Genomic DNA, 23,512 nt, shown 5'->3' on the forward strand with positions numbered 1-23,512 from the left:
GCATCCCCTCCTGGCGGCTTCCCCGGGCAGTATCCGAGTCTCCCCGGGGGAGCCGGTGCGCCATCCGTACCCCGATGAAGCTCCGTGACGCCATGGGAGGCCACTCGCGTTGTTCCTGGTAGCCCCTGGTACTGTGTGTGCCGACCCAGCACCCTTTTAAGACCCGTCCCGTGAGGCGGGAAAGGTGGTGAGATTCGCCATGTCCGATTCCAGGGCTGTCCTAGAGGCCCCGGACATCCACCGGGCCCTTACCCGGATAGCGCACGAGATTCTCGAGCGCACCAAGGGCGCCGACGACGTCGTGCTCCTCGGCATCCCCACCCGCGGCGCCACGCTGGCCCGCAGGCTCGGCGAGCGCATCGAGCAGTTCGAAGGCGTCAAGATCCCGGTCGGCTCCATCGACATCACGATGTACCGCGACGACCTGCGGCTCAGGCCCGCCAGGCCGCTCGGCCGCACCGAGCTGCCGCCGGACGGCATCGACGGCAGGGTCGTCGTGCTCGTGGACGACGTCCTCTACTCCGGCCGCACCGTGCGCGCCGCGCTCGACGCGCTCAACGACCTCGGCCGGCCCACTGCGGTGCAGCTGGCCACGCTGGTCGACCGCGGCCACCGCGAGCTGCCCATCCGCGCCGACTACGTCGGCAAGAACCTCCCGACGGCCAAGAGCGAGAAGGTCAAGGTCTACCTGCAGGAGATCGACGGCCGCGACGCCGTGCTCCTCATGAAGGGGGACGCCAAGTGAACCGCCACCTGATCTCCGCGGGCGACCTCAGCAAGGACGACGCCCTCCTCATCCTCGACACCGCCGAGGAACTGGCGAGAGTCTCGGAACGTTCCATCAAGAAGCTGCCCACGCTGCGCGGGCGCACCGTGGTCAACCTGTTCTTCGAGGACTCCACCCGCACGCGCATCTCGTTCGAGGCGGCGGCCAAGCGGCTGTCCGCCGACGTGATCAACTTCTCGGCCAAGGGGTCGAGCGTGTCCAAGGGCGAGTCGCTCAAGGACACCGCGCTCACCCTGGAGGCCATGGGCGCCGACGCGGTCGTCATCCGCCACGGCGCCTCCGGCGCGCCGCACCGCCTGGCCAACTGGGTGCGCGGCAGCGTCGTCAACGCCGGCGACGGCACCCACGAGCACCCCACGCAGGCGCTGCTCGACGCCTTCTCGATGCGCCGCCGCCTGGGCAGCCTCGAAGGGCGCAAGGTCACGATCGTCGGCGACGTGCTGCACAGCCGGGTCGCCCGCTCCAACGTGCTGCTGCTCGACACGCTCGGCGCCGACGTCACGCTGGTGGCGCCGCCGACCCTGCTGCCCGTCTCCGTCGGCTCCTGGCCGTGCGAGGTCTCCTACGACCTGGACGCGGTGCTGCCGAAGTCGGACGTGGTGATGATGCTGCGGGTGCAGAAGGAGCGGATGAACGCCGCCTACTTCCCCAGCGAGCGGGAGTATTCACGCCGGTACGGCCTGGACCGCGACCGGTTCGCCAAGATGCCCGAGGACGCCATCGTGATGCATCCCGGGCCGATGAACCGGGGCATGGAGATCGCCGCGGAGGTGGCCGACTCGGCGCGCTCGACGATCGTCGAGCAGGTCGCCAACGGCGTGACCATTCGCATGGCGGTGCTGTACCTGCTGCTTGGGGGAGAGAGCGCGTGATCATCAGAAACGTTCGGATTCTGGGCGGGGAGCCCGTCGACATCCGCGTCGCCGACGGGATGATCGCCGAGATCGGCCCGGGCCTGGAGGGGCCCGAGACCGTCGACGGCGGCGGCGCGATCGCGCTGCCCGGCCTCGTCGACCTGCACACCCACCTGCGCGAGCCCGGCCGCGAGGACGCCGAGACCGTGCAGACCGGCACGCAGTCGGCCGCCCGGGGCGGCTACACCGCCGTGCACGCCATGGCCAACACCTCGCCGGTCGCCGACACCGCCGGGGTCGTCGAGCAGGTGTGGCGGCTCGGACGCGAGTTCGCGCACTGCGACGTCCACCCCGTCGGCGCCGTCACCGTCGGCCTGGAGGGCAAGCAGCTCGCCGAGCTGGGCGCGATGGCCGACTCGGCCGCCCGCGTACGGGTCTTCTCCGACGACGGCAAGTGCGTGGACGACGCCGTGCTGATGCGCCGCGCCCTGGAGTACGTCAAGGCGTTCGACGGCGTCATCGCCCAGCACGCCCAGGAGCCCAGGCTCACCGCCGGGGCCCAGATGAACGAGGGCGTGATCTCCGGCAGGCTCGGCCTGACCGGCTGGCCCGCGGTCGCCGAAGAGGCGATCATCGCCCGCGACTGCCTCCTGGCCGCCCACGTCGGCTCCAGGCTGCACATCTGCCACGTCTCCACGGCCGGCTCGGTCGAGATCATCCGCTGGGCCAAGTCCAAGGGCTGGAACGTCACCTGCGAGGTCACCCCGCACCACCTCCTGCTCACCGACGACCTGGTCGAGGAGTCCCCGGTGGGCGCCTACAACCCGATCTACAAGGTCAACCCGCCGCTGCGCACCCGCGCCGACGTCGAGGCGCTGCGGGCCGCGCTGGCCGACGGCACGATCGACATCGTCGCCACCGACCACGCCCCCCACCCGGTCGAGGACAAGGAGACCGAGTGGTCGGCCGCGGCCATGGGCATGGTGGGCCTGGAGACGGCGCTCAGCGTGGTCCAGGAGGCCATGGTGGAGACCGGGCTGCTCGACTGGGCGGGCGTCGCCCAGCGCATGTCCGTCGTCCCGGCCCGCATCGGCCGTCTCGGCGGCCAGGGCCAGCCGCTGGAAGCAGGCGCCCCGGCCAACATCACGCTGTACGACCCGTCCGCGCGCACCGAGGTGGATCCGTCCGCATTCGCGTCGAAGAGCAGGAACACCCCCTACGAGGGGATGACGCTGCCCGGCCGGGTGGTGGCCACGTTCCTGCGCGGCAGGGCGACCGTTCTCGAAGGGAAGCTGGTTTGAACACATCGGTGCTCGTCCTGGAAGACGGCCGCGTCTTCCAGGGACGTCCGTACGGCGCCGAGGGAGAGACGTTCGGCGAGATGGTCTTCAACACCGGCATGACCGGCTACCAGGAGACCCTCACGGACCCGTCCTACCATCGGCAGATCGTCGCCATGACGGCGCCCCACATCGGCAACACCGGCGTCAACGACGAGGACCCGGAGTCCGGGCGCGTCTGGGTCGCCGGCTACGTCGTGCGCGAGCCGTCCAGGATCGTCTCCAACTGGCGGGCCAACCGCTCGCTCGACGACTACCTCAAGGAGCAGGGCGTCGTCGGGATCGCCATCTCCGGCACCCGCGCGCTCACCCGCCACCTGCGCGAGCGCGGCGCCATGCGCGCCGGCATCTTCACCGCGCCCACCGAGCCGGTCGAGGAGCTGGTCGAGCGCGTGCGGCAGTCGCCCCGCATGGAGGGCGCCGACCTGGCCGCCGAGGTGGCCACCACCGAGCCCTACGTGGTGCCCGCGATCGGTGCGAAGAGGTTCACGGTCGCGGCCGTCGACCTCGGCATCAAGGGCATGACGCCGCACCGGATGGCCGAGCGCGGCTGCGAGGTGCACGTGCTGCCGGCGACGGCCACGTACGAGCAGATCATGGCGGTCGAGCCGGACGGGGTCTTCTTCTCCAACGGGCCAGGCGACCCCGCCACGGCCGACGTGAGCGCGCTGCAAGGGATCCTGGAGGCCAAGGTCCCGTTCTTCGGGATCTGCTTCGGCAACCAGCTCTTCGGGCGGGCCCTGGGCCTTTCCACCTACAAGCTGCGCTACGGGCACCGGGGCGTCAACCAGCCCGTCCAGGACGTGCGCACCGGCAAGGTCGAGATCTCGGCGCACAACCACGGGTTCGCCGTGCGGGCGCCGCTCGACGGGCCGTTCGAGACCCCGTACGGTCAGGCCGAGGTCAGCCACGTCAACCTCAACGACCGCTGCGTGGAGGGGCTGCGCCTGCTCGACGGGCGGGCCTTCAGCGTCCAGTACCACCCGGAGGCCGCCGCGGGGCCCCACGACGCCGCCTACCTTTTCGACGAGTTCAGTGAGGTCATGAGCCGTGCCCAAGCGTGAGGACATCAGGTCCGTCCTGGTGATCGGCTCGGGGCCGATCGTGATCGGCCAGGCGTGCGAGTTCGACTACTCCGGCACCCAGGCGTGCCGCGTGCTGCGGGCCGAGGGCTTCCGCGTCGTCCTGGTCAACAGCAACCCGGCGACGATCATGACGGACCCCGAGTTCGCCGACGCCACGTACGTCGAGCCGATCACCCCCGAGTTCGTCGAGAAGATCATCGCCAAGGAGCGCCCCGACGCGCTGCTGCCGACCCTGGGCGGGCAGACCGCGCTCAACACCGCGGTCGCGCTGCACGAGTCGGGCGTGCTGGACAAGTACGGCGTCGAGCTGATCGGCGCCGACTTCGATGCGATCCAGGCGGGGGAGAACCGCGAGCGGTTCAAGGAGATCGTCGCCAAGGTCGCCCGCGAGCGCGGGCTCAACGCCGAGTCGGCCAGGTCGGCCATCTGCCACACGATGGAGGAGTGCCTGGCCGCCGCCGGCGAGCTGGGCTACCCGGTCGTGGTCAGGCCGTCCTTCACCATGGGCGGGGCCGGCTCCGGGTTCGCCTACGACGAGGCCGACCTGCGCCGCATCGGCGGCGCCGGGCTCGACGCCTCTCCGACCACCGAGGTGCTCCTGGAGGAGTCGATCCTCGGCTGGAAGGAGTACGAGCTGGAGGTCATGCGCGACAAGCACGACAACGTCGTCATCGTCTGCTCCATCGAGAACATCGACCCGATGGGCGTCCACACCGGCGACAGCGTCACCGTCGCGCCCGCGCTGACCCTGACCGACCGCGAATACCAGAACATGCGCGACGTCGCCATCGCCGTCATCCGCGAGGTCGGCGTCGACACCGGCGGCTGCAACATCCAGTTCGCGGTCGACCCGCGCACCGGCCGCATGATCGTCATCGAGATGAACCCGCGCGTGTCGCGCTCGTCGGCGCTGGCCTCCAAGGCCACCGGGTTCCCGATCGCCAAGATCGCGGCCAAGCTGGCCATCGGCTACACCCTCGACGAGATCCCCAACGACATCACCAAGGAGACCCCGGCCTCCTTCGAGCCGACGCTCGACTACATCGTGGTGAAGGTGCCGAGGTTCGCGTTCGAGAAGTTCAGGGGCGCCGACCAGACGCTCACCACGCACATGAAGTCCGTGGGCGAGGCCATGGCCATCGGCCGCTCCTTCCCCGAGGCGCTGCAGAAGGCGCTGCGGTCGCTGGAGAAGAAGGAGTCCTCCTTCTCCTGGGCGGGCACGCCCGGCGACAAGGCCGAGCTGCTCGAGCGGTGCCGCACCCCGCACGACGGGCGGCTGCGCACGATGCAGCAGGCCATCAGGGCGGGCGCCACGCCCGAGGAGCTGTTCGAGGCGACCAGCGTCGACCCGTGGTTCGTCGACCAGCTCTTCCTGCTCCACGAGGAGGCCGGGGAGGTCGCCGCCGCCGCCGAGCTGACCTCCGAGGTGCTCGAGCGGGCCAAGCGCCACGGGTTCAGCGACGCGCAGATCGGCGAGATCCGCGGCATCGACGAGGCCCGGGTGCGCGACCTGCGCCACGCGCTGGGACTGCGCCCGGTCTACAACACCGTCGACACCTGCGCCGCCGAGTTCGCCGCGAAGACGCCGTACCTCTACTCCACCTACGACGAGGAGAACGAGGTCCCCGATGGCGAGCGCGAGAAGGTCATCATCCTCGGCTCCGGGCCCAACCGCATCGGGCAGGGCATCGAGTTCGACTACGCGTGCGTGCACGCCTCGTTCGAGCTGTCCAGGGCCGGGTTCGAGACCGTCATGGTCAACTGCAACCCGGAGACCGTCTCCACCGACTACGACACCTCCGACCGGCTCTACTTCGAGCCGCTCACGCTGGAGGACGTGCTGGAGGTCGTCCACGCCGAGCAGCAGACGGGCCCGGTCGCGGGCGTGATCGTGCAGCTCGGCGGCCAGACGCCGCTGGGGCTGGCGCAGGCGCTCAAGGACGCGGGCGTGCCCGTGGTCGGCACCTCGCCGGAGTCGATCCACCTCGCCGAGGAGCGCGGCGCGTTCGGGCGGGTGCTGGCCGAGGCCGGGCTGCCCGCGCCCAAGCACGGCACCGCGCTCACCGTCGCCGAGGCCCGGGAGATCGCCGAGGAGATCGGCTACCCCGTGCTCGTCCGGCCGTCCTACGTGCTCGGCGGCGCCGGCATGGCCATCGTGTACGACGAGGAGACGCTGACGACGTACATGGCGGCCCAGGAGGGCGGCCACCCGGTGCTGGTGGACAAGTTCCTGGACGAGGCCATCGAGATCGACGTCGACGCCCTCTACGACGGGTCGGAGCTCTATCTCGGCGGCGTCATGGAGCACATCGAGGAGGCCGGGATCCACTCCGGCGACTCGGCGTGCGCGCTGCCGCCCATCACGCTCGGCAGCCACGACATCAAGCGCATCCGCGCCGCGACCGAGGCCATCGCCGCCGGGGTGGGCGTGCGCGGCCTGCTGAACGTCCAGTACGCGATGTCGGCCGGCGTCCTCTACGTCCTGGAGGCCAACCCGCGGGCCAGCCGCACCGTGCCGTTCGTGTCCAAGGCCACGGCGGTGCCGCTGGCCAAGGCGGCGGCCCGGGTGATGCTCGGCGCGTCGATCGCCTCGCTGCGCGAGGAGGGCATGCTGCCCGCGACCGGCGACGGCGGGACGCTGCCGATGGACGCGTCGATCGCGGTCAAGGAGGCGGTGCTGCCGTTCAACCGGTTCCGGGGTGTGGACATCGTGCTGGGGCCCGAGATGCGCTCCACGGGCGAGGTCATGGGCATCGACGAGTTCTTCGGGATCGCGTTCGCCAAGTCCCAGGCGGCCGCCTACGGCGAGCTGCCGACCAAGGGACGCGCGTTCGTGTCCGTGGCCAACCGGGACAAGCGTGCCATGATCTTCCCTGTGAAGGCGCTCGCGGATCTCGGATTCGAGATCCTGGCCACCGAGGGGACCGCCGAGGTGCTGCGCCGCAACGGCGTCCATGCCAAGATCGTGCGAAAGCAGAGCGAGGGTCCCGGTGCCGGAGGTGAACGCACGAGCGTGCAGGCCATTCTCGACGGCGAGGTCGATCTGATCGTCAACACGCCCTTCGGCAGCCCCGGGCAGTCGGGGCCGCGGCTCGACGGCTACGACATCCGCACCGCCGCGGTGCTGCGCGGCATCCCGTGCATCACCACGGTCTCAGGGCTCGCCGCGGCGGCGGCGGGCATCCAGGCGATCGTCCGCGGCGACGTCGGCGTACGGTCGCTCCAGGAGCACGCGCAGGCACTCCGGGGCTGACCCCGCACGGGAGGTGAAGACGACTGGCCGGCACTCCGGTGCAGGTGACGGGCACGGTGCTGACCACGCGCCGGGTCGACGCCTACCATGCGCTGACGGTGGTGGCGCCCGGCATAGCCGAGCGCTACCGCCCCGGTCACTTCGTCTCCGTCGCGGTCGGCGGGGCCCAGACCTCGATGGTGACGCGCCGCGCCCTGTCCATCCATGACGTCAAGTCCGACTACGGCGGCACGGTCGAGCTGGTCTTCACCGCCCGGGGCCCCGGCACGGCCTGGCTGGCCGAGCGGCGCGCCCGCGACACGCTCGACCTGGTCGGGCCGCTCGGCCGGCCCTTTCCGCTGCCGCGTGACCCGGTGCACTGCGTGCTGGTCGGCTCCGAGTACGGCTCCGCGTTGCTGTTCCCGCTGGCCGACGCGCTGCTGGCGCGGGGCTGCCGGGTCGACTTCGTGCTGGGCGGCACCGGCGCCGAGCGGGTGTTCGGGGCCATGCGGGCCCGCCGCATCGCCGAGACCACCACGCTGACCACCGAGGACGGCTCGCTCGGGCTCCGCGGTAAGGTCACCGACGCGCTACCCTCGGTGATCGCCGACACGCGGGCGGACGCCGTCTACGCCTGCGCGCCGATGGAGACGCTGCGGGCCGTGACGGCGGTGGGGATGGAGTTCGACATCCCGGTGCAGGTGGCCGTCGAGGAGTCGATGGCCTGCGGTATCGGGGTGTGCATGACGTGCGTGCTGCCCGTCATCGGGGACGACGGGGTGACCAGGATGGTGCGGGCGTGCGCGGAAGGACCGGTGTTCCGGGGGGAGCGGGTGCGCTTCGAGGACGTGGGAACGATCCCGTTCGACGCGCTCGGTGCCCCCGGAGGCGGTGCACGACATGTCAGTTGATATGCGGACATTTCTGGCGCATGTGGAGCTCGCGAACCCGATCACCACGGCCGCCGGATGCGCCTCGTCCGGGCGGGAGCTGGCCCAGTTCTTCGACCTGCACCGGCTCGGGGCGCTGACCACCCGCTCGATCACCATGGCGCCGCGTGCCGGGCGGCCCACGCCGCGCATGGCCGAGACCCCCTCGGGCATGCTCAACGCGGTCGGCCTGCAGGGGCCGGGCATCGACGCGTTCCTGGAGCGCGAGCTGCCCTGGCTCGCGCAGCGGGGCATCAAGACCATCGTCTCGATCGGCGGCGGCACCGTCGCCGAATACTCCGAGCTGGCCCGCAGGCTGGCCGACGCGCCCGGGGTCACTGCCCTGGAGGTCAACCTCTCCTGCCCGAACATGGAGGACCGCGGCCGCGTCTTCGCCCGCGAGGGCAGTGCCGCGGCCGAGGTGATCGCCTCCGTGCGCTCCATCATGCGCTACGACGTGCCGGTCGTGGCCAAGCTGGCCCCCGACGTGGCCGACATCGTCTCGGTCGCGCGGGCCTGCGTGGACGCGGGGGCCGACGCGCTGTCCATGATCAACAACCCGCTGGGCATGGCCATCGACACCGAGGCGCTGCGGCCCTCGCTCGCCGCCGTGACCGGAGGGCTGTCGGGGCCCGCGATCCTGCCGCTCGCCGTACGGTGCGTGTGGCAGGTCCACGCCGCCCTGCCCGGGGTGCCCCTCATCGGCATCGGCGGCGTGATGAGCGGCAGGGACGCCTTCCAGCTCGTCCTGGCGGGCGCCTGCGTGGTCGGAGTGGGCACGGCGCTGTTCCACGACCCCTACGCCTGCCTGCGCATCGAACGCGAGCTTGAGGACCTGCTGAGGGCCCGCGGCTTCCAGCGCCTGGCCGACGCCGTCGGCCTGGCCCACCGTCCGCCGGGGAGCGCTCCCCGCCACCTGCTCGTCGACTCCGAAGAGAGCACACCATGGTCATCAGTCGCCGTACCGAGGAGAGTTCGTCTTGACTCCCGCCCCGCTCCTGACCCCCGCGCCCATCGCCGTCGCCCTGGACGCCCCGGACCTGGAGACCGCCGCCCAGTGGGCGGCCCTGGTGACGCCGCACGTCAGCACGGTCAAGGTGGGCCTGGAGCTCTACCTGCGCTACGGCCCCGACGTGATCGCCTCGGTGCGGGGGGCCAGCGGCGTGCAGGTGTTCCTCGACCTCAAGCTCCACGACATCCCCAACACCGTCGCCGGCGCCTCCCGCGCCGTCTCCCGGCTGCGCCCGGCCATCCTCACCGTGCACGCCGCCGGGGGCCCCGCCATGATCCGCGCCGCCGTGGAGGCCGCGGACCCGCAGACCAAGATCGCCGCGGTGACGATCCTGACCTCGCTGTCGGAGGCCGACCTGGCGCGCATCGGGCTCGTGGGGCCCGCCGACGACGCCGTGCGCCGCCTGGCCGCCCTGTCGGTGGAGTCGGGCGCCAAGGGGCTGGTGTGCTCGCCCAACGAGGTGTCCGCCGTGCGGGCCGAGGTGGGGGAGGGGATCACGCTCATCACGCCGGGGGTGCGGCCCGCGGGGGCCGACACGCAGGACCAGGCGCGGGTCGCCACGCCCGAACGGGCCCTCGCCGACGGCGCCGACCTCCTCGTCATCGGCCGCCCCATCACCGCCTCCCCCGACCCGGGCGCAGCCGCCGCCGCCATCGCCTCCTCCCTCCGGCGCGCCTCCTAACCCCGCTTTCTGGTTTCCGCGCGGTGGGCCGCGCGCCCTTCAAGCCATTCATCCTTTACGGCTGCGCACGGTGGGCCGCACGCGCCGACGTCCGTTGCCGTCTGTCATGGCCGGTCGTGAAGGCTCACGGGCCGGTCGCCGTGACGACGCGCACTCTTGGCCGGCTCCGTGGTGGATCGTCGGCCCATCGCGCCGCCGACGCCTGGTTCCACCCCCGTGCTGTCGCGCCGAAGCGGAGAGGCCGCCCCTCAGCCTCACGATCATGGCGCGGTGACCCCGCGACGCGGGTCATGCCTGGCGGGGTGGGTGGGTGATCCGCGGGCTCGGATCGGGGTGGTGGGCACGTGGCGCGAGGGTGCCGTCCGTGGGGATGTGGATCATGCCGTGCCGGGGTGCCTGGCAAGATCGTAATGCATGCGCGGGGGGCTGCGCACGCGATCTTCGGAACGGGTTTCGGCCCTGGTCTGCGCAGGATTTCGGACATCGGCGGGTGGCTGGAATGCGATCATCGTTGCGTTTCGCGACACCGTCGCGGGCCGACGCGCGAACCGGGAAGTGAGGGCGATTTGATCAGCACAATGTGATTTTACACTCACGCAGAGTGATGAAGTGGATTTTGTGAGGAGAGAAACGGCGCTTGACGTTGCTTAGGGGGCGATGACCAGCTAGTTTCCCTTCCCGTCCGAGTACATCGACAGAAATTCGAGGTGACCCGGCGTGGCTCTTCCTCCACTGACCCCCGAGCAGCGCGCCGCAGCCCTGGAGAAGGCTGCCAAGGCCCGTAAAGAGCGTGCCGAGGTCAAGAACCGGCTCAAGCATGGCGCGGTTTCTCTGGCTGAGGTGCTCAAGGATGGGCAGACCGACGACGTCATCGGCAAGATGAAGGTGTCGGCTCTGTTGGAATCGCTCCCCGGCGTCGGCAAGGTCCGCGCCAAGCAGCTCATGGAGCGGCTTGCCATCGCCGAGTCCCGCCGCGTGCGGGGTCTCGGCGCGAACCAGAGGGCCTCCCTCGAGCGCGAGTTCGGTGGCAACGAGAGCTAATCTCTGTTCCACAAGAAAGCGCAGGTTCAACGGGGGGTAGGAAAGTGACCGACAGGTCCTGGTCCGGCGAAATCAGTGCCTACGAGGCATTCGGGCCCGGAGCGGAGGTCGGATTCTTGCCCTTGAGCGAACGGCGGCTGACGGTCCTTTCAGGGCCGTCGGGCGTCGGCAAGTCCACGGTCGTCGCCGAGCTCCGGCGGGCACACCCCGCGGTGTGGCTGTCGGTCTCGGTGACCACCAGGAGGCCCCGTCCCGGTGAGGTGAACGGGGTCCACTACTACTTCGTCGACGGCGAGGAGTTCGACCGGCTGGTGACGGCCGGGGAGTTGCTCGAGTGGGCGGAGTTCGCGGGAAACCGCTACGGCACGCCGCGCGAGCCGGTGCTGAAGAAGCTCGCCGACGGGGTCCCCACCCTGCTCGAGATCGACCTCGAAGGCGCCAGGCAGGTGCGCAGGAGCATGCCCGAGGCCCTGCTGGTGTTCCTGGCCCCGCCCACGTGGGAGGAGCTGGAGAAGCGGCTGCGTGGCCGCGGCACCGAGCCCGAGGACGTCATCGCGCGCCGCCTGGAGGCGGGGCGGGTCGAGATGGCCGCGGAGCAGGAGTTCGACTTGACACTCGTGAACACAAGCGTCCAAGACGTGTGCCGCCGGCTGATAGCCTTGATGACTGACCCTCAGGGGGTCACGACAACCACCAACCGAGAGGTCTGACAATCGTGGCAGGCACCACCCCGGCCGCGGAGGGCATCACCAACCCGCCGATCGACGCGCTGCTCGACATCGTCGACAGCAAGTACTCCCTGGTGATCATGGGCGCCAAGCGCGCTCGCCAGATCAACGCTTACTACTCCCAGCTCGGCGAGGGCCTGCTGGAATACGTCGGCCCGCTGGTCGAGACGCACGCGCAGGAGAAGCCGCTGTCCATCGCGCTGCGCGAGGTCTCCGAGGGTCTGCTCAACGCCGAGCCCATCGAAGGCGCGGTCTGACTCCTTCGATGAAGGTCGTCCTGGGCGTCAGCGGCGGCATCGCCGCGTACAAGGCTTGCGAGCTGCTGCGCCTGTTCACCGAGTCGGGGCACGAGGTGCGGGTCGTGCCGACCCGCGAGGCGCTGAAGTTCGTGGGCGCGCCCACCTGGGCCGCCCTGTCCGGCAACCCCGTCTCCGCCGAGGTCTGGGACGACGTCCACGAGGTGCCCCACGTCCGGATCGGCAAGCAGGCCGATCTCGTCGTGGTGGCGCCCGCGACCGCGGACGTGCTCGCCAGGGCGGCCCACGGGCTGGCCGGCGACCTGCTCACCAACACGCTGCTGACGGCCACCTGCCCGGTCGTGTTCGCGCCCGCGATGCACACCGAGATGTGGCAGCACCCCGCCACCCGCGCCAACGTCGAGACGCTGCGCGAGCGGGGCGCCGTCGTGATCGATCCCGCCGTCGGGCGCCTCACCGGCGCCGACACCGGCCCCGGGCGCCTGCCCGACCCCGCGGAGATCTTCGAGGTCTGCCTGCGGGTGCTGCGCGGCCGGCCCCGAGACCTGGCCGGGCGCAAGATCGTCGTCTCCGCCGGAGGCACGCGGGAGGCGATCGACCCGGTCCGCTACCTCGGCAACCGCTCGTCGGGGCGGCAGGGCTACGCGCTGGCGCGCACCGCGCTCGCCAGGGGGGCCGAGGTGACGCTGGTGGCGGCCAACGTCACGCTGCCCGATCCCGCCGGGGCCAAGGTCGTGCGGGTGGAGTCGGCGTACGAGCTGCGCGAGGCGGTGCTCGCCGCCGCGGCCGACGCCGATGCGGTGGTCATGGCCGCCGCGGTGGCCGACTTCCGGCCCGCCACGCGGCACGACGCGAAGATCAAGAAGACGGGCGGCGAGCCGGAGCCGATCTTCCTGGCCGAGAATCCCGACATCCTCGCCGAGCTCGGCGCCCTCCGCCGCGAGGCCCGAGCCACGCAGACGCTTTCCCGAGGCGCGGCCCAGCCCCTCGCGGACCAGGAGCCGGATGAGGCCATGCCGAGCCTGGAGCGCGGGGCGTACCCCGAGGTGATCGTCGGGTTCGCCGCCGAGACGCACGACGTGCTCGCCAACGGCCAGGCCAAGCTCGCCCGCAAGGGTTGCGACCTGCTGGTCGTCAACCAGGTGGGGGAGGGGCTGGCGTTCGGCACGCCCGACAACGCGGCCACCGTGCTGGTGGCGGGCGGCGACCCGGTCGAGGTGCCGTTCGGGCCCAAGGAGGCCCTCGCCGACGTCGTGTGGGACCTCGTGGCGGCCCGCCTCCCCTAGCGTGGCGCCGGACTTCCGGGAAGTGCGTATCCGGGCCTCGTACCCCCCGTTGGACCGTTCGAATCGTGCAAGAGCGATTACCCGATCTCCTATTGCTCACCCCTATACGCCTGCGGATACTTGGGGCGAAGGGGGATGGAATGCCGGTGGGTTCTGCTGTCAGAGACCGTTGTAGAACATTGCTCGGCGACCAGGGGGAGATCTGCTACGTCTTTCCGGCGGTGTCCGCAGGACCGGCCGGGACGGGGAATTTCCTGATCGTGGTCACCGCTTCCTCCATATCGGTGCTGGCCACCAGGACGCTCAGGAGCGATCGGCCGGTCGCGGTGTTCGCGGAGTTCCCGCGGCACACCAGGCTCGGCCCCATCCTGCCTGGACCGGTCATCGAGCTGGACTCGATCGTGTTCGAGTTCGATGAGGAGTACGCCGCGGTGGTGGCGGCCGCCGACGCGGAGATCTTCGCGCCGGAGACTCTGCCGCCCGACCCCCTGCCCGAGCTGTGACGCAAACCGGATGGCGGACGGTTTCGCGCCCTGGCACCGGGTGGGGCTAGACTTCGGCGAGGCCCAGGCATGCCCATGCGTCCCGGGCCTTAAATCCGTCAGCAGCCGCTGCATGAGGAGCCACTGAGTTGTCACGTCGCCTGTTCACCTCCGAGTCGGTCACCGAGGGCCACCCGGACAAGATCGCTGACCAGATCAGTGACGCGATTCTCGACGCCATGCTCAAGGACGACCCCAAGAGCCGGGTCGCGGTCGAGACGCTGATCACTACCGGCCAGGTCCATGTCGCAGGCGAGGTCACCACTGAGACCTACATCGACATCCCGGCCCTCATCCGGGAGAAGATCCTCGAGATCGGCTACGACGCCTCCCACAAGGGCTTCGACGGCGCTTCGTGCGGCGTGTCGGTGTCCATCGGCGCCCAGTCCCCCGACATCGCCCAGGGCGTCAACGACGCCTACGAGAGCCGGGTCGACCAGGCCGAGGACGAGCTGGACCGCCAGGGCGCGGGCGACCAGGGGCTCATGTTCGGCTACGCCTGCCGCGAGACCCCCGAGCTGATGCCGCTGCCGATCACGCTGGCCCACCGGCTGGCGCAGCGGCTGTCGGAGGTGCGCAAGAGCGGCACGGTGCCCTACCTCCGTCCCGACGGCAAGACGCAGGTGACCATCGAGTACGACGGCGACAAGCCCGTCCGTCTCGACACCGTGGTGGTCTCCACGCAGCACGCGGCGGAGATCGACCTGCAGGAGATGCTGACGCCGGACATCAAGGAGCACGTGGTCGACCCCGTGCTGGCCGGCCTCGACCACCTCGACACCGAGGGCTACCGCCTGCTGGTCAACCCGACCGGCCGCTTCGAGATCGGCGGCCCCATGGGCGACGCCGGCCTGACCGGCCGCAAGATCATCATCGACACCTACGGCGGCATGGCCCGCCACGGTGGCGGCGCCTTCTCCGGCAAGGACCCGTCCAAGGTCGACCGCTCGGCGGCCTACGCCATGCGCTGGGTGGCCAAGAACGTCGTCGCCGCCGGCCTGGCCGACCGGTGCGAGGTCCAGGTCGCCTACGCGATCGGCAAGGCGCAGCCGGTGGGTCTGTTCGTGGAGTGCTTCGGCACCGAGAAGCTGCCGGTCGAGAAGATCCAGGACGCCGTCCTCCAGGTCTTCGACCTGCGCCCGGCCGCCATCATCCGCGACCTCGACCTGCTGCGCCCGATCTACTCCGAGACCGCCGCCTACGGCCACTTCGGCCGTGAGGGCTTCTCCTGGGAGTCCACGGACCGCGCCGAGGCCCTGCGCAACGCCGCCGGTCTCTGACCCACGCCGTCTGAGCTCAAGGGGTGCCGCCTTGCTGCGCGGCGCCTCTGGGCGTGCCAGGCGCGCCCGGAGCCGGTGAGGTTCCGGCGCGCGACACTTGCGGGTGCCGTCCGGCCGTTGAGGTTTCGACGGACGACACTCGCGGCCGCCGTCCGGCTGTCGGGGTCTGGCGGCGCACGGCCCTTCTGACGAGGGTACGGCCGCCGTGCCGTACGGGCTCCGACGGCGCGTCCCCGGGGCCGGGCTCGGTCCACCTGGGCGGACGCGCCCTGTCGGCGCGCCCGCGACCGCTTGGGACGCCTGGCCCCGGCGACAGTTCCGCTCTCGCCCGGTCACGGCGAACGGTCTGGTAGACGTAATGCGTGACCGACTCCGACGACGCCCTTCTGCCGCTCGACGCCGTGCGGCCCCCAGCGTCGTCGAAGGACACCAAAGGGGCCCCCGCGCCCGCCCCTGAGCGCCCCGTGGCGAGGATCGTGGTGGACAGCCCGCTGCCGCACCTCGACCGCCCCTTCGACTACCTGGTGCCCGACTCCATGCACGAGACGGCCGAGCCGGGCGTGCGGGTGCGGGTACGGTTCGCGGGCAAGCTGGTCGACGGGTTCCTGCTGGAACGGGTGGACGAGAGCGAGCACGACGGCAGGCTCATGCCACTCGAGCGCGTGGTGTCCCCCGAGCGCGTGCTAACCCCGGAGATCGCCGGGCTGGCCAGGGCGGTCGCCGACCGGTACGCGGGCACCCTGACCGACGTGCTCCGCCTGGCCGTCCCGCCCCGCCACGCCAAGGCCGAGGCGGAGGAGCCCGCCAAGCAGGACCTGCCGCCCGCGGAGCCGTCCCGGACCGAAAGCGCATGGGACGCGTACCCGACCGGCCCCTCCTTCCTCGGCGCGCTGCGCGACGGGCGCGCGCCCCGGGCCGTGTGGTCGGCCCTGCCGGGCGCCAGGGGATGGACGGGGGCGACGGCCGAGGCGGTGCGGGCGACGCTGGACGGCGGCAGGGGAGCGGTCGTCGTGGTGCCCGACGGGAAGGACGTCGCGCTGGCCGACGGCGAGTTCGCCCGGGTGCTGGGGCCGGGCAGGCACGTGGCGCTGACCGCCGACCTCGGCCCGGCCGAGCGCTACCGGCGGTGGCTGAAGGTGCTGAGAGGCCAGGTGCGGGCCGTCGTCGGCACGAGGGCCGCCATGTTCGCCCCCGTCGCCGATCTCGGCCTGGTGGCCATCTGGGACGACGGCGACGACCTCCACGCCGAGCGCCTGGCGCCGTATCCGCACGCCCGCGAGGTTCTGGGGCTGCGGGCCCACAGGAGCGGCGCCGCGATGCTCATCGGCGGATACGCGCGCACCGCCGAGGCCACCCAGCTCGTCGCCTCCGGCTGGGCCAGGCCGATCGTGGGCGCCCGCACGACGATCAGGGGCCTCGCCCCCCGGGTGCGCCCCGCGGGTGAGGACGCCGAGCTGGCCAAGGACCAGGCGGCCCGCCAGGCCAGGCTGCCCAGCCTCGCCTGGCGGGCCCTGCGCCACGGCCTGGAGAGCGGGCCCGTGCTGGTGCAGGTGCCCAGACGCGGCTACCTGCCCGCCCTGGCCTGCCGGCACTGCCGCACTCCCGCCCGTTGCGCCCTGCCTCCCACGCGGAGAGCGGCGTCGCCGTCCGACCCGCACGCCGGGACGGCCTTCCAAATCCCGGAGGCACCGGCGGGGCCCGGCCACCTGTGCCACGGGCCGCTCGCCCTCCGAGGCGGCCACGCGGCCCCCTACTGCCGCTGGTGCGGCCGGGTGGACGCCGACTGGCGCTGCTCGTCCTGCGGCAGCCCCAGGCTCCGCGCCGTGATCACCGGCGCCAGGCGCACCGCGGAGGAGCTCGGCAGGGCCTTCCCCTCCGTGCAGGTGCGCACGTCGGGCCGCGACGGTGTGCTGGCCACCGTTCCCGCCACCCGGGCGCTGGTCGTCGCCACGCCGGGCGCCGAGCCCGTGGCCGAGGACGGCTACGCGGCGGCCGTGCTGCTCGACGGCTGGGCGCTCCTGGGCAGGGCCGACCTGAGGGCGGCCGAGGAGGCGGTGCGCAGGTGGATGAACGCCGCCGCCCTGCTCCGCCCCGCCGCCGAGCTGGTGGTGCTCGGCGACGCCGCGCTGCCCGCCGTACAGGCGGTGCTGAGGTGGGACCCCGTCACCCACGCCGAGCGCGAGCTGGGCGACCGCGCCGAGCTGGGCTTCCCGCCGGCGGTGCGGATGGCCACGCTCACCGGCGCGGCGAGCGCGGTCAGGCAGATGCTCGAGGAGGCACGCCTGCCGCCCGACGCCGAGGTGCTCGGCCCCGTGCCCGTGGACGAGGCCGGCCAGGAACGCGCCATGATCCGGGTGCCGAGATCCGGGGGAGCGGCCCTGGCGGCCGCGCTCAAAGGGGCCAGTGGGGTTCGTGCGGCGCGTAAGACGCCCGATGTCGTGAAGGTGAGTGTCGACCCGCTCGACCTGATTTAGACCATTTCCCCGATTCGCTCATCTGGAGACCAGCCGTTAGCGTGCCCATGTGTCGATCGAATGGGTGAACCAGGCCATCGACGACCTGCGCGCTTGGGGGCACGCGCGGGAAGTCGAGGTGGACGCGGACGAGGTCCGCCTGCTCTGCGACTACGCCAGCGACTACCTCAACGTCAACGAACTGGGTGACTTCACCCCGGAGACCTTCGACGAGCTGCTGCTGTCCATCTATCCGCGCAAGGTCATCGCCCCGCCGGAGAGCGCTCCGGAGACCGTCGCCGCCGCCCGCACCCTCGTCGACTACCTCAGCGAGGCGGGCGCGGTGCCGGAGCCGACGGCGGTGCTCATGCGCGACAGGCTCGACGACATCGCGCCGCGCATGCCCGAGGCCCTCGCCGACCCCGCGAACTTCGGCATGGCCAAGAGCCTGTTCAGCTCCATCGGCCCCGAGTCGCTCGAGCGGGAGGTCGCCATCCCCTCCGGCGAGGTGCCCGACCTGGGCGAGGCTCCCTGCGACTGCCCCGGGTGCACGCCGCTGCCCGCCGCCCGCCTGGCCTCGCGGGAGGACCTCCTCGCGGCGCTGGAGAGCGTGCCCCTGCTGGCCGAGCACCCGCTGCCCGACACCGGCGACCCGCTGGAGGGCTGGGCGGCTCGGGTCGCCGACCTGGTCGAGCAGGACGAGGGCCACTACGACCTGTTCGACATGCTCTACCGGCTCCAGGTGCGGGTGCCCGTCACCGTGATCGGCGACTACCTCGAGGAGATCGCCGAGGACGGCGAGGCCGACCTGGCCGGCACGCTCGACCGGCTGTCCTGGTGCGGCATGATCCAGGTCACGGACGACGCCGCGGAGCTCACCCCGCTGGGCGTCTGGGGACTGCGCGAGCACTACCTGTCGCTCGGCCTCGACGCGCCCGAGGCCCCCGACCTGGCCGAGGCCGACGCGCTCGGGCTCATCGAAGGGCTGCTCGAAGGCGTGCCCGCCGAGCTCGCCGAGCAGGACATCAGCGGGTGGCTGAGCGGCCGGGCGTCCGGCGAGGCCGCCGCCGAGCTGCTGGCCGCCGCCTCCGGCGCGCCCGCCGTGGCCCGCGGCATCGCGATCACCATCGTCGACCGGCTGGGCGCCGAGGCCGAGCCCGAGGTCCGCGCCTACCTCGACGACCAGGAGCTGCGCCCGCACGTCATCCACTGGCTGGCGGCCAGGAGGCTGCCCGCGCCGCAGCTCACCCAGGAGGAGCTGCTCTGGGTCAGCGTGGACATGCTGGCGCTCGCGATGCCCGCGGCCGAGGAGGATCCCGAGATCTTCGCCGAGAACATGGCCGCCTCGGGCCCGCCCGCCCATATGATCGAGGAGATGTGGCGGGTCGACCACCCCGACGTCGTCGAGGTCCTGGAGCTGCTGGGACGCTCCATCCCCGACGGCACGGTCGCGAAGGCGGCACGCAAGGCCGCCTTCAAAGCCCGGTCCCGCGCCATCCGTTGAGTACGCCCATGTGACTCCTGTGCAGTAAGTTTCGTGGGTGGCAAACAACGTCTTCGACCTCGCCGAGCTGCGCAAGCTGATCGATGAGCAGGCCGCCGTGCCCCCACGGCCTCCTGAGGAGACTCCCGTGGAGCACGAAGCGCTGACGTTCCCGCCGGTCCTGCTCGCGCCCGAGGCCGAGCTGGCCGCGGCGGTGCCCGGGGTGCCGCTCGTCGCCGACGCCATCAGGCTCACCACGTGGACGGGCACCCGCCAGGTCACCCCTGAAGGGCACCTGAGCGAGGCGGACGCCGAGGCCGCCGCCCGGGAGCTCGGCCTGCCGGCCTCCCGGCTGCGCCTGATCTGGATCGTCGCCGTCAACACCGGACTGCTGCAGATCCTCGGCGGCCGCGCCGCGCGCGGGCCGCTGTCGATGCAGCTCACGGTGGAGGCCACGCTGGAGTTCTGGGACGGCGTGGTCATGGACGTGCTCGACCGCGCCGACGCGGGCCTGACGGGCTCCGCCGTGGTCGACGGCCACCTGGCCGAGATGCTCGCCACGATCTACTCGGTGCGCTCCGGCGTCGCGACCGCCAACCTCGCCAGGGGCATCCTCCAGTCCCACGAGGTCGCCTGCGCGCCCGGCCCCGTCGAGATGCGCCGGCTGGCCGCCGCGCTGCCCGCCGAGCTGCTGGAGGCGCTGTCGCTGCTGACGTACTGCGGGCTCGTCGAGCAGACCGCGGCCGGCCGCACCGCGCTCACCCCGCTCGGCGTCTGGGCCATCCGCCGCGACCTGCTGCGCGAGGGCCACGACGCGCCGACGACGGCCGAGGTGGAGGTGTTCGCCGACCTGTCGGCGGCCGAGCTGGTGGCGGCGCTGGTCAAGGGTTCGGCCACGCAGAGCGCCGTCGCCGGGTGGCTGGAGCGCCGCGAGCCGGAGACCGCGGCCCGCGACCTGATCGAGATCGCCGCCTCCGGCACGGCGGGGCAGCGCGGCGCGGTCGGCGCCATCCTCGAGGAGCTGGGCCCGGAGGCCGAGGGGCCCGTCAGGCAGGCGCTCGGCCATCCGCTGATGCGCCGCTACGCCGCCTCCTGGCTGCACATCCGCGACCTCGACGCGCCCACGCTCAGCCCCGAGGACCACACCTGGATCGCGGTCGACTCCCTGGCCGCCCTCATGCACCTGTCGGGCCCGGCCGCGGGCCGGCTCGACACGCCCGAGCCGGGGGAGGACCTGATCAAGCTGGTCGGCGAGATGACCGCGGTGGACCACCCCGACACGATCGCCGTGCTCGACATGCTCGCCTCCGCCCACGACGACCAGGCCGTGGTCAAGGCGGCGCGCAAGGCGGCGATGAAGGCGCGCTCCCTGGAGAGCACTAAACTGGGTTGATCCGAAGACGAGAACGGAGTAACCCCCTTGGCGATCCAGTCGATCCGGCTGTTCGGAGACCCGGTGCTGCGCACCCCGGCGGCCCCGGTCGTCGACTTCGACAAGGAGCTCCGCAAGCTGGTCAAAGACCTCACCGACACGATGATGGACGCGCCGGGCGCCGGCCTGGCGGCCCCGCAGATCGGGGTCGGGCTGCGGGTGTTCACCTACTACGTGGACGAGCAGCTCGGCCACGTGATCAACCCCGACCTCGACCTGTCCGCCGAGCTGGACGAGGAGGGCGAGGAGGGCTGCCTGTCCTTCCCCGGCCTGTCCTACCCGACGCCGCGCGCCATCCGCGCCGTGGCCAAGGGCTTCAACATGCACGGCGAGCCCGTCACGCTGGAGGGCACCGACCTGATGGCCCGCTGCTTCCAGCACGAGACCGACCACCTCGACGGCATCCTGTTCATCGACCGCATGGACCCCAAGCAGCGCAAGCTGGCCATGAAGGCCGTGCGCGAGGCCGAGTGGAGCGGCCTGTCCGCCCCTGTGATCAAGGTCTCGCCGCACGCCACCGGCGGAAGGGCGCTCTGAGAGCATGCGTCTGGTCTTCGCGGGCACGCCGGAGACGGCGCTGCCGTCGCTGCGCACCCTGATCGACTCGCCGCGCCACGAGGTCGTCGCGGTCGTCACCCGCCCCGACGCCCAGTCCGGGCGCGGGCGCAAGGTCCACCCCTCGCCGGTGGCCGAGCTCGCGGAGGAGGCGGGCATCGAGGTGCTCCGCCCGGCCAAGGCCGGCGACCCGGAGTTCCTCGACCGGCTGCGCGCGCTGGAGCCCGACTGCTGCCCGGTGGTCGCGTACGGGGCCCTGCTGCCGCAGTCGGCGCTGGACGTCCCCCGCCAGGGATGGATCAACCTGCACTTCTCGATCCTGCCCGCCTGGCGCGGGGCCGCCCCCGTGCAGCACTCGATCCTGCACGGCGACGAGATCGGCGGGGCCACGACGTTCCAGATCGTCAAGGAGCTGGACGCCGGGCCCGTCTACGGCGTGGTGACCGAGGCGATCCGCCCGGACGACACCAGCGGGTCGCTGCTGGAGCGGCTGTCGGTGTCAGGGGCGGGGCTGCTGGCCGCCACCCTCGACGGCGTCGAGGACGGCACCCTGGAGGCCCGGCCGCAGCCCGCCGACGGGGTGACCATCGCCCCCAAGATCACTGTGGGGGACGCCCGGATCGACTGGACCAAGCCCGCCATGCACGTCGACCGCCGCATCCGGGCCTGCACCCCCGCGCCCGGGGCGTGGAGCGAGTTCCGGGAGCAGCGGGTGAAGGTGGGGCCCGTGCGGATCGTGCCCGGCGAGCGGCTGCCCGAGGGCGAGATCGCCGCCTCCAAGACGAGCGTGCTGATCGGGACGGCCACTGACGCGGTGGAGCTGGGTGAGGTGCAGCCGCAGGGCAAGCGGGTGATGGGGGCCGTGGAGTGGGCTCGCGGGGTTCGCCCGGAGAGCAAAGAGATCTTCAAGTGACGCGGGGTGCCGGCGCGCGGCGTGAGGGAAAGTCTGAGGGGATGAGGACGAGGGGGGACCAGGGCGCCGGCGGCAGGGGCGGCGGCGACCGTGCGCGGCGGCCGCCGAGACCCGCACGCGACCACGCCCGCAACGCGGCCTTCGACGTCGTGCGCGCGGTCGACGAGCGCGACGCGTACGCCAACCTGCTGCTGCCGCGGCTCCTGCGCGATCGCGGCATCAAGGGGCGCGACGCCGCGCTGGCGACCGAGCTCGCCTACGGGACGCTGCGCGGGCTCGGCACCTACGACGCCGTCATCGAGATGTGCAGCGACCGCGTGCCCGACCCGGACGTGCGCGACGCGCTGCGGCTGGGCGCGCACCAGCTGCTGCGCATGCGCGTCCCGCCGCACGCGGCCGTCGGCACCACCGTCGACCTCGTACGCCTGCGCATCGGCCCCGGGGCCGCCAAGTTCGTCAACGCGGTGCTCCGCAAGATCGGCTCCAGGACGCTGGAGGAATGGCTGCCGATCGTCGCGCCCGACCCGGCCGACGACCCGGTGGGCCATCTGGCGGTCGCCTACGGCCACCCCCGCTGGATCGTCTCCGCCTTCCGCGACGCGCTCGGTGGGCCCGACGAGATGCCCGACCTGCTCGACGCCGACAACGCCCGCCCCCTGGTCACGCTGGTGGCGCGGCCGGGGCGCTGCTCGGTGGAGGAGCTCGAGGCCGCGGACGCCCTGCCCGGCCGCTACTCGCCGTACGCGGCCTACCTGCGCGAGGGCGACCCCGGCCAGATCGAGGCCGTGGCCGAGACCCGCGCCGCCGTCCAGGACGAGGCCAGCCAGCTCGTGGCGCTCGCCCTGACCCGCGTCCCCCTGGAGGGGGACGGCGACGAGCTCTGGCTCGACATGTGCGCGGGCCCCGGCGGCAAGGCGGGACTGCTCGACGCCATCGCCACCCACGGGGACCTCGTGGGGCTGAGCAAGGAAGCCAGGGACCGCGCCCACGCCCCGGCCCCCGGCACCGGCCCCGCGGCCTTCCCCGGCACCGGCCCCGTGGCCTTCCCCGGGGGCGCGCGGCTGGTGGCGGCCGACGTGCAGCAGCATCGGGCGCGGCTGGTCTGGCAGACGACCAGGGACGCGGCCGTGCTCACGGCGGACGGCACCGAGCCCGCGTGGCGGCCCGGCGTGTTCGACCGCGTCATGCTCGACGCCCCCTGCACCGGTCTGGGAGCGCTGCGGCGGCGGCCGGAGGCACGCTGGCGGCGGGATCCGCACGGGATCGCCGAGCTGGGCAAGCTGCAGCGCCGGCTGCTCGGCACCGCGCTGGACGCCGTGCGCCCGGGCGGCGTCGTCGCGTACGTCACCTGCTCCCCGCACCTGGCCGAGACCCGGGTCGTGGTCGGGGACGTGGTGGCGCGCCGGGGCGACGTCGAGCAGCTCGACGCCCGCGCCTACCTGCCCGAGGCCGACGACCTGGGCGACGGCCCGCACGCCCAGTTCTGGCCGCACCGGCACGGCACCGACGCCATGTTCCTGGCCCTGCTCCGCAAGAGCCCCCAGGCGTGAGACGTCGTCCGGGCGGAGCTCCGCCCGGACTGATGGGAGCCGGGCGCGGGCCGTTCACTAGACTTGGGCAA

19 protein-coding genes and 1 pseudogene are annotated in these 23,512 nt (G+C 72.3%); all 20 read left to right on the forward strand.

From position 1 onward, the window contains the following. Window positions 1–199: 199 nt before the first annotated feature. Entirely contained in the window at window positions 200–745 is a 546-nt protein-coding gene (pyrR, locus tag ACFKCF_RS15830; RefSeq protein ID WP_394494199.1) for a bifunctional pyr operon transcriptional regulator/uracil phosphoribosyltransferase PyrR, read from the forward strand. Next, complete coding sequence (locus tag ACFKCF_RS15835; protein ID WP_394494201.1) at window positions 742–1,659, forward strand: aspartate carbamoyltransferase catalytic subunit; 918 nt, start codon at window positions 742–744, stop codon at window positions 1,657–1,659. The genes pyrR and ACFKCF_RS15835 overlap by 4 nt, the downstream gene beginning before the upstream one ends. Further along, window positions 1,656–2,942, forward strand: a complete 1,287-nt coding sequence (locus tag ACFKCF_RS15840; RefSeq protein ID WP_394494203.1) for a dihydroorotase — start codon at window positions 1,656–1,658, stop codon at window positions 2,940–2,942. Before ACFKCF_RS15835 ends, ACFKCF_RS15840 begins: the two co-directional genes overlap by 4 nt. Further along, window positions 2,939–4,045 carry a glutamine-hydrolyzing carbamoyl-phosphate synthase small subunit gene (carA, locus tag ACFKCF_RS15845; protein WP_394494205.1) on the forward strand — a complete coding sequence of 369 codons (1,107 nt, stop codon included), beginning with the start codon at window positions 2,939–2,941 and terminating at the stop codon, window positions 4,043–4,045. Before ACFKCF_RS15840 ends, carA begins: the two co-directional genes overlap by 4 nt. Then, window positions 4,032–7,319 (forward strand): carbamoyl-phosphate synthase large subunit, encoded by a 3,288-nt coding sequence (carB, locus tag ACFKCF_RS15850; RefSeq protein WP_394494207.1) that lies wholly within the window; start codon window positions 4,032–4,034, stop codon window positions 7,317–7,319. The genes carA and carB overlap by 14 nt, the downstream gene beginning before the upstream one ends. A 38-nt stretch (window positions 7,320–7,357) precedes the next feature. Next, window positions 7,358–8,209: a dihydroorotate dehydrogenase electron transfer subunit gene (locus ACFKCF_RS15855; protein WP_394494210.1), complete on the forward strand. Its 852-nt coding sequence runs from the start codon at window positions 7,358–7,360 to the stop codon at window positions 8,207–8,209. Then, window positions 8,199–9,170 (forward strand): annotated as a pseudogene (locus ACFKCF_RS15860) (dihydroorotate dehydrogenase); the annotation flags it as partial. The gene ACFKCF_RS15855 and the pseudogene ACFKCF_RS15860, both read left to right, overlap by 11 nt. 55 nt (window positions 9,171–9,225) lie before the next feature. Then, complete coding sequence (gene pyrF, locus ACFKCF_RS15865) at window positions 9,226–9,921, forward strand: orotidine-5'-phosphate decarboxylase (RefSeq protein WP_394494503.1); 696 nt, start codon at window positions 9,226–9,228, stop codon at window positions 9,919–9,921. Window positions 9,922–10,638: 717 nt separating this feature from the next. Continuing rightward, window positions 10,639–10,962, forward strand: a complete 324-nt coding sequence (mihF, locus tag ACFKCF_RS15870) for an integration host factor, actinobacterial type (RefSeq protein ID WP_020541698.1) — start codon at window positions 10,639–10,641, stop codon at window positions 10,960–10,962. 116 nt (window positions 10,963–11,078) lie between these two features. Then, the gene (gene gmk, locus ACFKCF_RS15875) at window positions 11,079–11,672 is read left to right on the forward strand and encodes a guanylate kinase (RefSeq protein ID WP_185072975.1); all 594 of its coding nucleotides are present in this window, start codon (window positions 11,079–11,081) and stop codon (window positions 11,670–11,672) included. Between the two features lie 5 nt (window positions 11,673–11,677). After that, a complete protein-coding gene (gene rpoZ / locus ACFKCF_RS15880; protein WP_043638590.1) occupies window positions 11,678–11,947 on the forward strand; it encodes a DNA-directed RNA polymerase subunit omega in 270 nt (89 codons plus the stop codon). 8 nt (window positions 11,948–11,955) lie between these two features. After that, the gene (gene coaBC / locus ACFKCF_RS15885) at window positions 11,956–13,233 is read left to right on the forward strand and encodes a bifunctional phosphopantothenoylcysteine decarboxylase/phosphopantothenate--cysteine ligase CoaBC (RefSeq protein WP_394494212.1); all 1,278 of its coding nucleotides are present in this window, start codon (window positions 11,956–11,958) and stop codon (window positions 13,231–13,233) included. Between the two features lie 179 nt (window positions 13,234–13,412). Continuing rightward, window positions 13,413–13,736, forward strand: a complete 324-nt coding sequence (locus ACFKCF_RS15890) for a hypothetical protein (RefSeq protein WP_394494214.1) — start codon at window positions 13,413–13,415, stop codon at window positions 13,734–13,736. Window positions 13,737–13,864: 128 nt separating this feature from the next. Further along, window positions 13,865–15,055 carry a methionine adenosyltransferase gene (gene metK / locus ACFKCF_RS15895; protein WP_394494217.1) on the forward strand — a complete coding sequence of 397 codons (1,191 nt, stop codon included), beginning with the start codon at window positions 13,865–13,867 and terminating at the stop codon, window positions 15,053–15,055. A gap of 362 nt (window positions 15,056–15,417) precedes the next feature. Continuing rightward, window positions 15,418–17,529, forward strand: a complete 2,112-nt coding sequence (locus tag ACFKCF_RS15900) for a primosomal protein N' (protein WP_394494219.1) — start codon at window positions 15,418–15,420, stop codon at window positions 17,527–17,529. A gap of 49 nt (window positions 17,530–17,578) precedes the next feature. Further along, window positions 17,579–19,012 carry a hypothetical protein gene (locus tag ACFKCF_RS15905; RefSeq protein WP_394494222.1) on the forward strand — a complete coding sequence of 478 codons (1,434 nt, stop codon included), beginning with the start codon at window positions 17,579–17,581 and terminating at the stop codon, window positions 19,010–19,012. A gap of 37 nt (window positions 19,013–19,049) precedes the next feature. Next, a complete protein-coding gene (locus ACFKCF_RS15910; protein ID WP_394494224.1) occupies window positions 19,050–20,384 on the forward strand; it encodes a hypothetical protein in 1,335 nt (444 codons plus the stop codon). A 27-nt stretch (window positions 20,385–20,411) separates the two neighbouring features. Then, the gene (gene def / locus ACFKCF_RS15915) at window positions 20,412–20,960 is read left to right on the forward strand and encodes a peptide deformylase (RefSeq protein ID WP_394494226.1); all 549 of its coding nucleotides are present in this window, start codon (window positions 20,412–20,414) and stop codon (window positions 20,958–20,960) included. Between the two features lie 4 nt (window positions 20,961–20,964). Beyond that, window positions 20,965–21,891: a methionyl-tRNA formyltransferase gene (fmt, locus tag ACFKCF_RS15920; protein ID WP_394494228.1), complete on the forward strand. Its 927-nt coding sequence runs from the start codon at window positions 20,965–20,967 to the stop codon at window positions 21,889–21,891. Window positions 21,892–21,932: 41 nt separating this feature from the next. Then, the gene (locus ACFKCF_RS15925) at window positions 21,933–23,441 is read left to right on the forward strand and encodes an RsmB/NOP family class I SAM-dependent RNA methyltransferase (RefSeq protein WP_394494230.1); all 1,509 of its coding nucleotides are present in this window, start codon (window positions 21,933–21,935) and stop codon (window positions 23,439–23,441) included. Window positions 23,442–23,512 lie beyond the last annotated feature (71 nt).

This window comes from Nonomuraea sp. JJY05, assembly GCF_043496855.1.
Taxonomy (GTDB): domain Bacteria; phylum Actinomycetota; class Actinomycetes; order Streptosporangiales; family Streptosporangiaceae; genus Nonomuraea.

Bases quoted from the DNA above. Each gene is read 5' to 3' on its own strand.
- pyrR (WP_394494199.1), top strand. From the start codon at position 200: ATGTCCGATTCCAGGGCTGTCCTAGAGGCCCCGGACATCCACCGGGCC.
- coaBC (WP_394494212.1), top strand. From the start codon at position 11,956: ATGAAGGTCGTCCTGGGCGTCAGCGGCGGCATCGCCGCGTACAAGGCT.
- fmt (WP_394494228.1), top strand. From the start codon at position 20,965: ATGCGTCTGGTCTTCGCGGGCACGCCGGAGACGGCGCTGCCGTCGCTG.
- ACFKCF_RS15925 (WP_394494230.1), top strand. From the start codon at position 21,933: ATGAGGACGAGGGGGGACCAGGGCGCCGGCGGCAGGGGCGGCGGCGAC.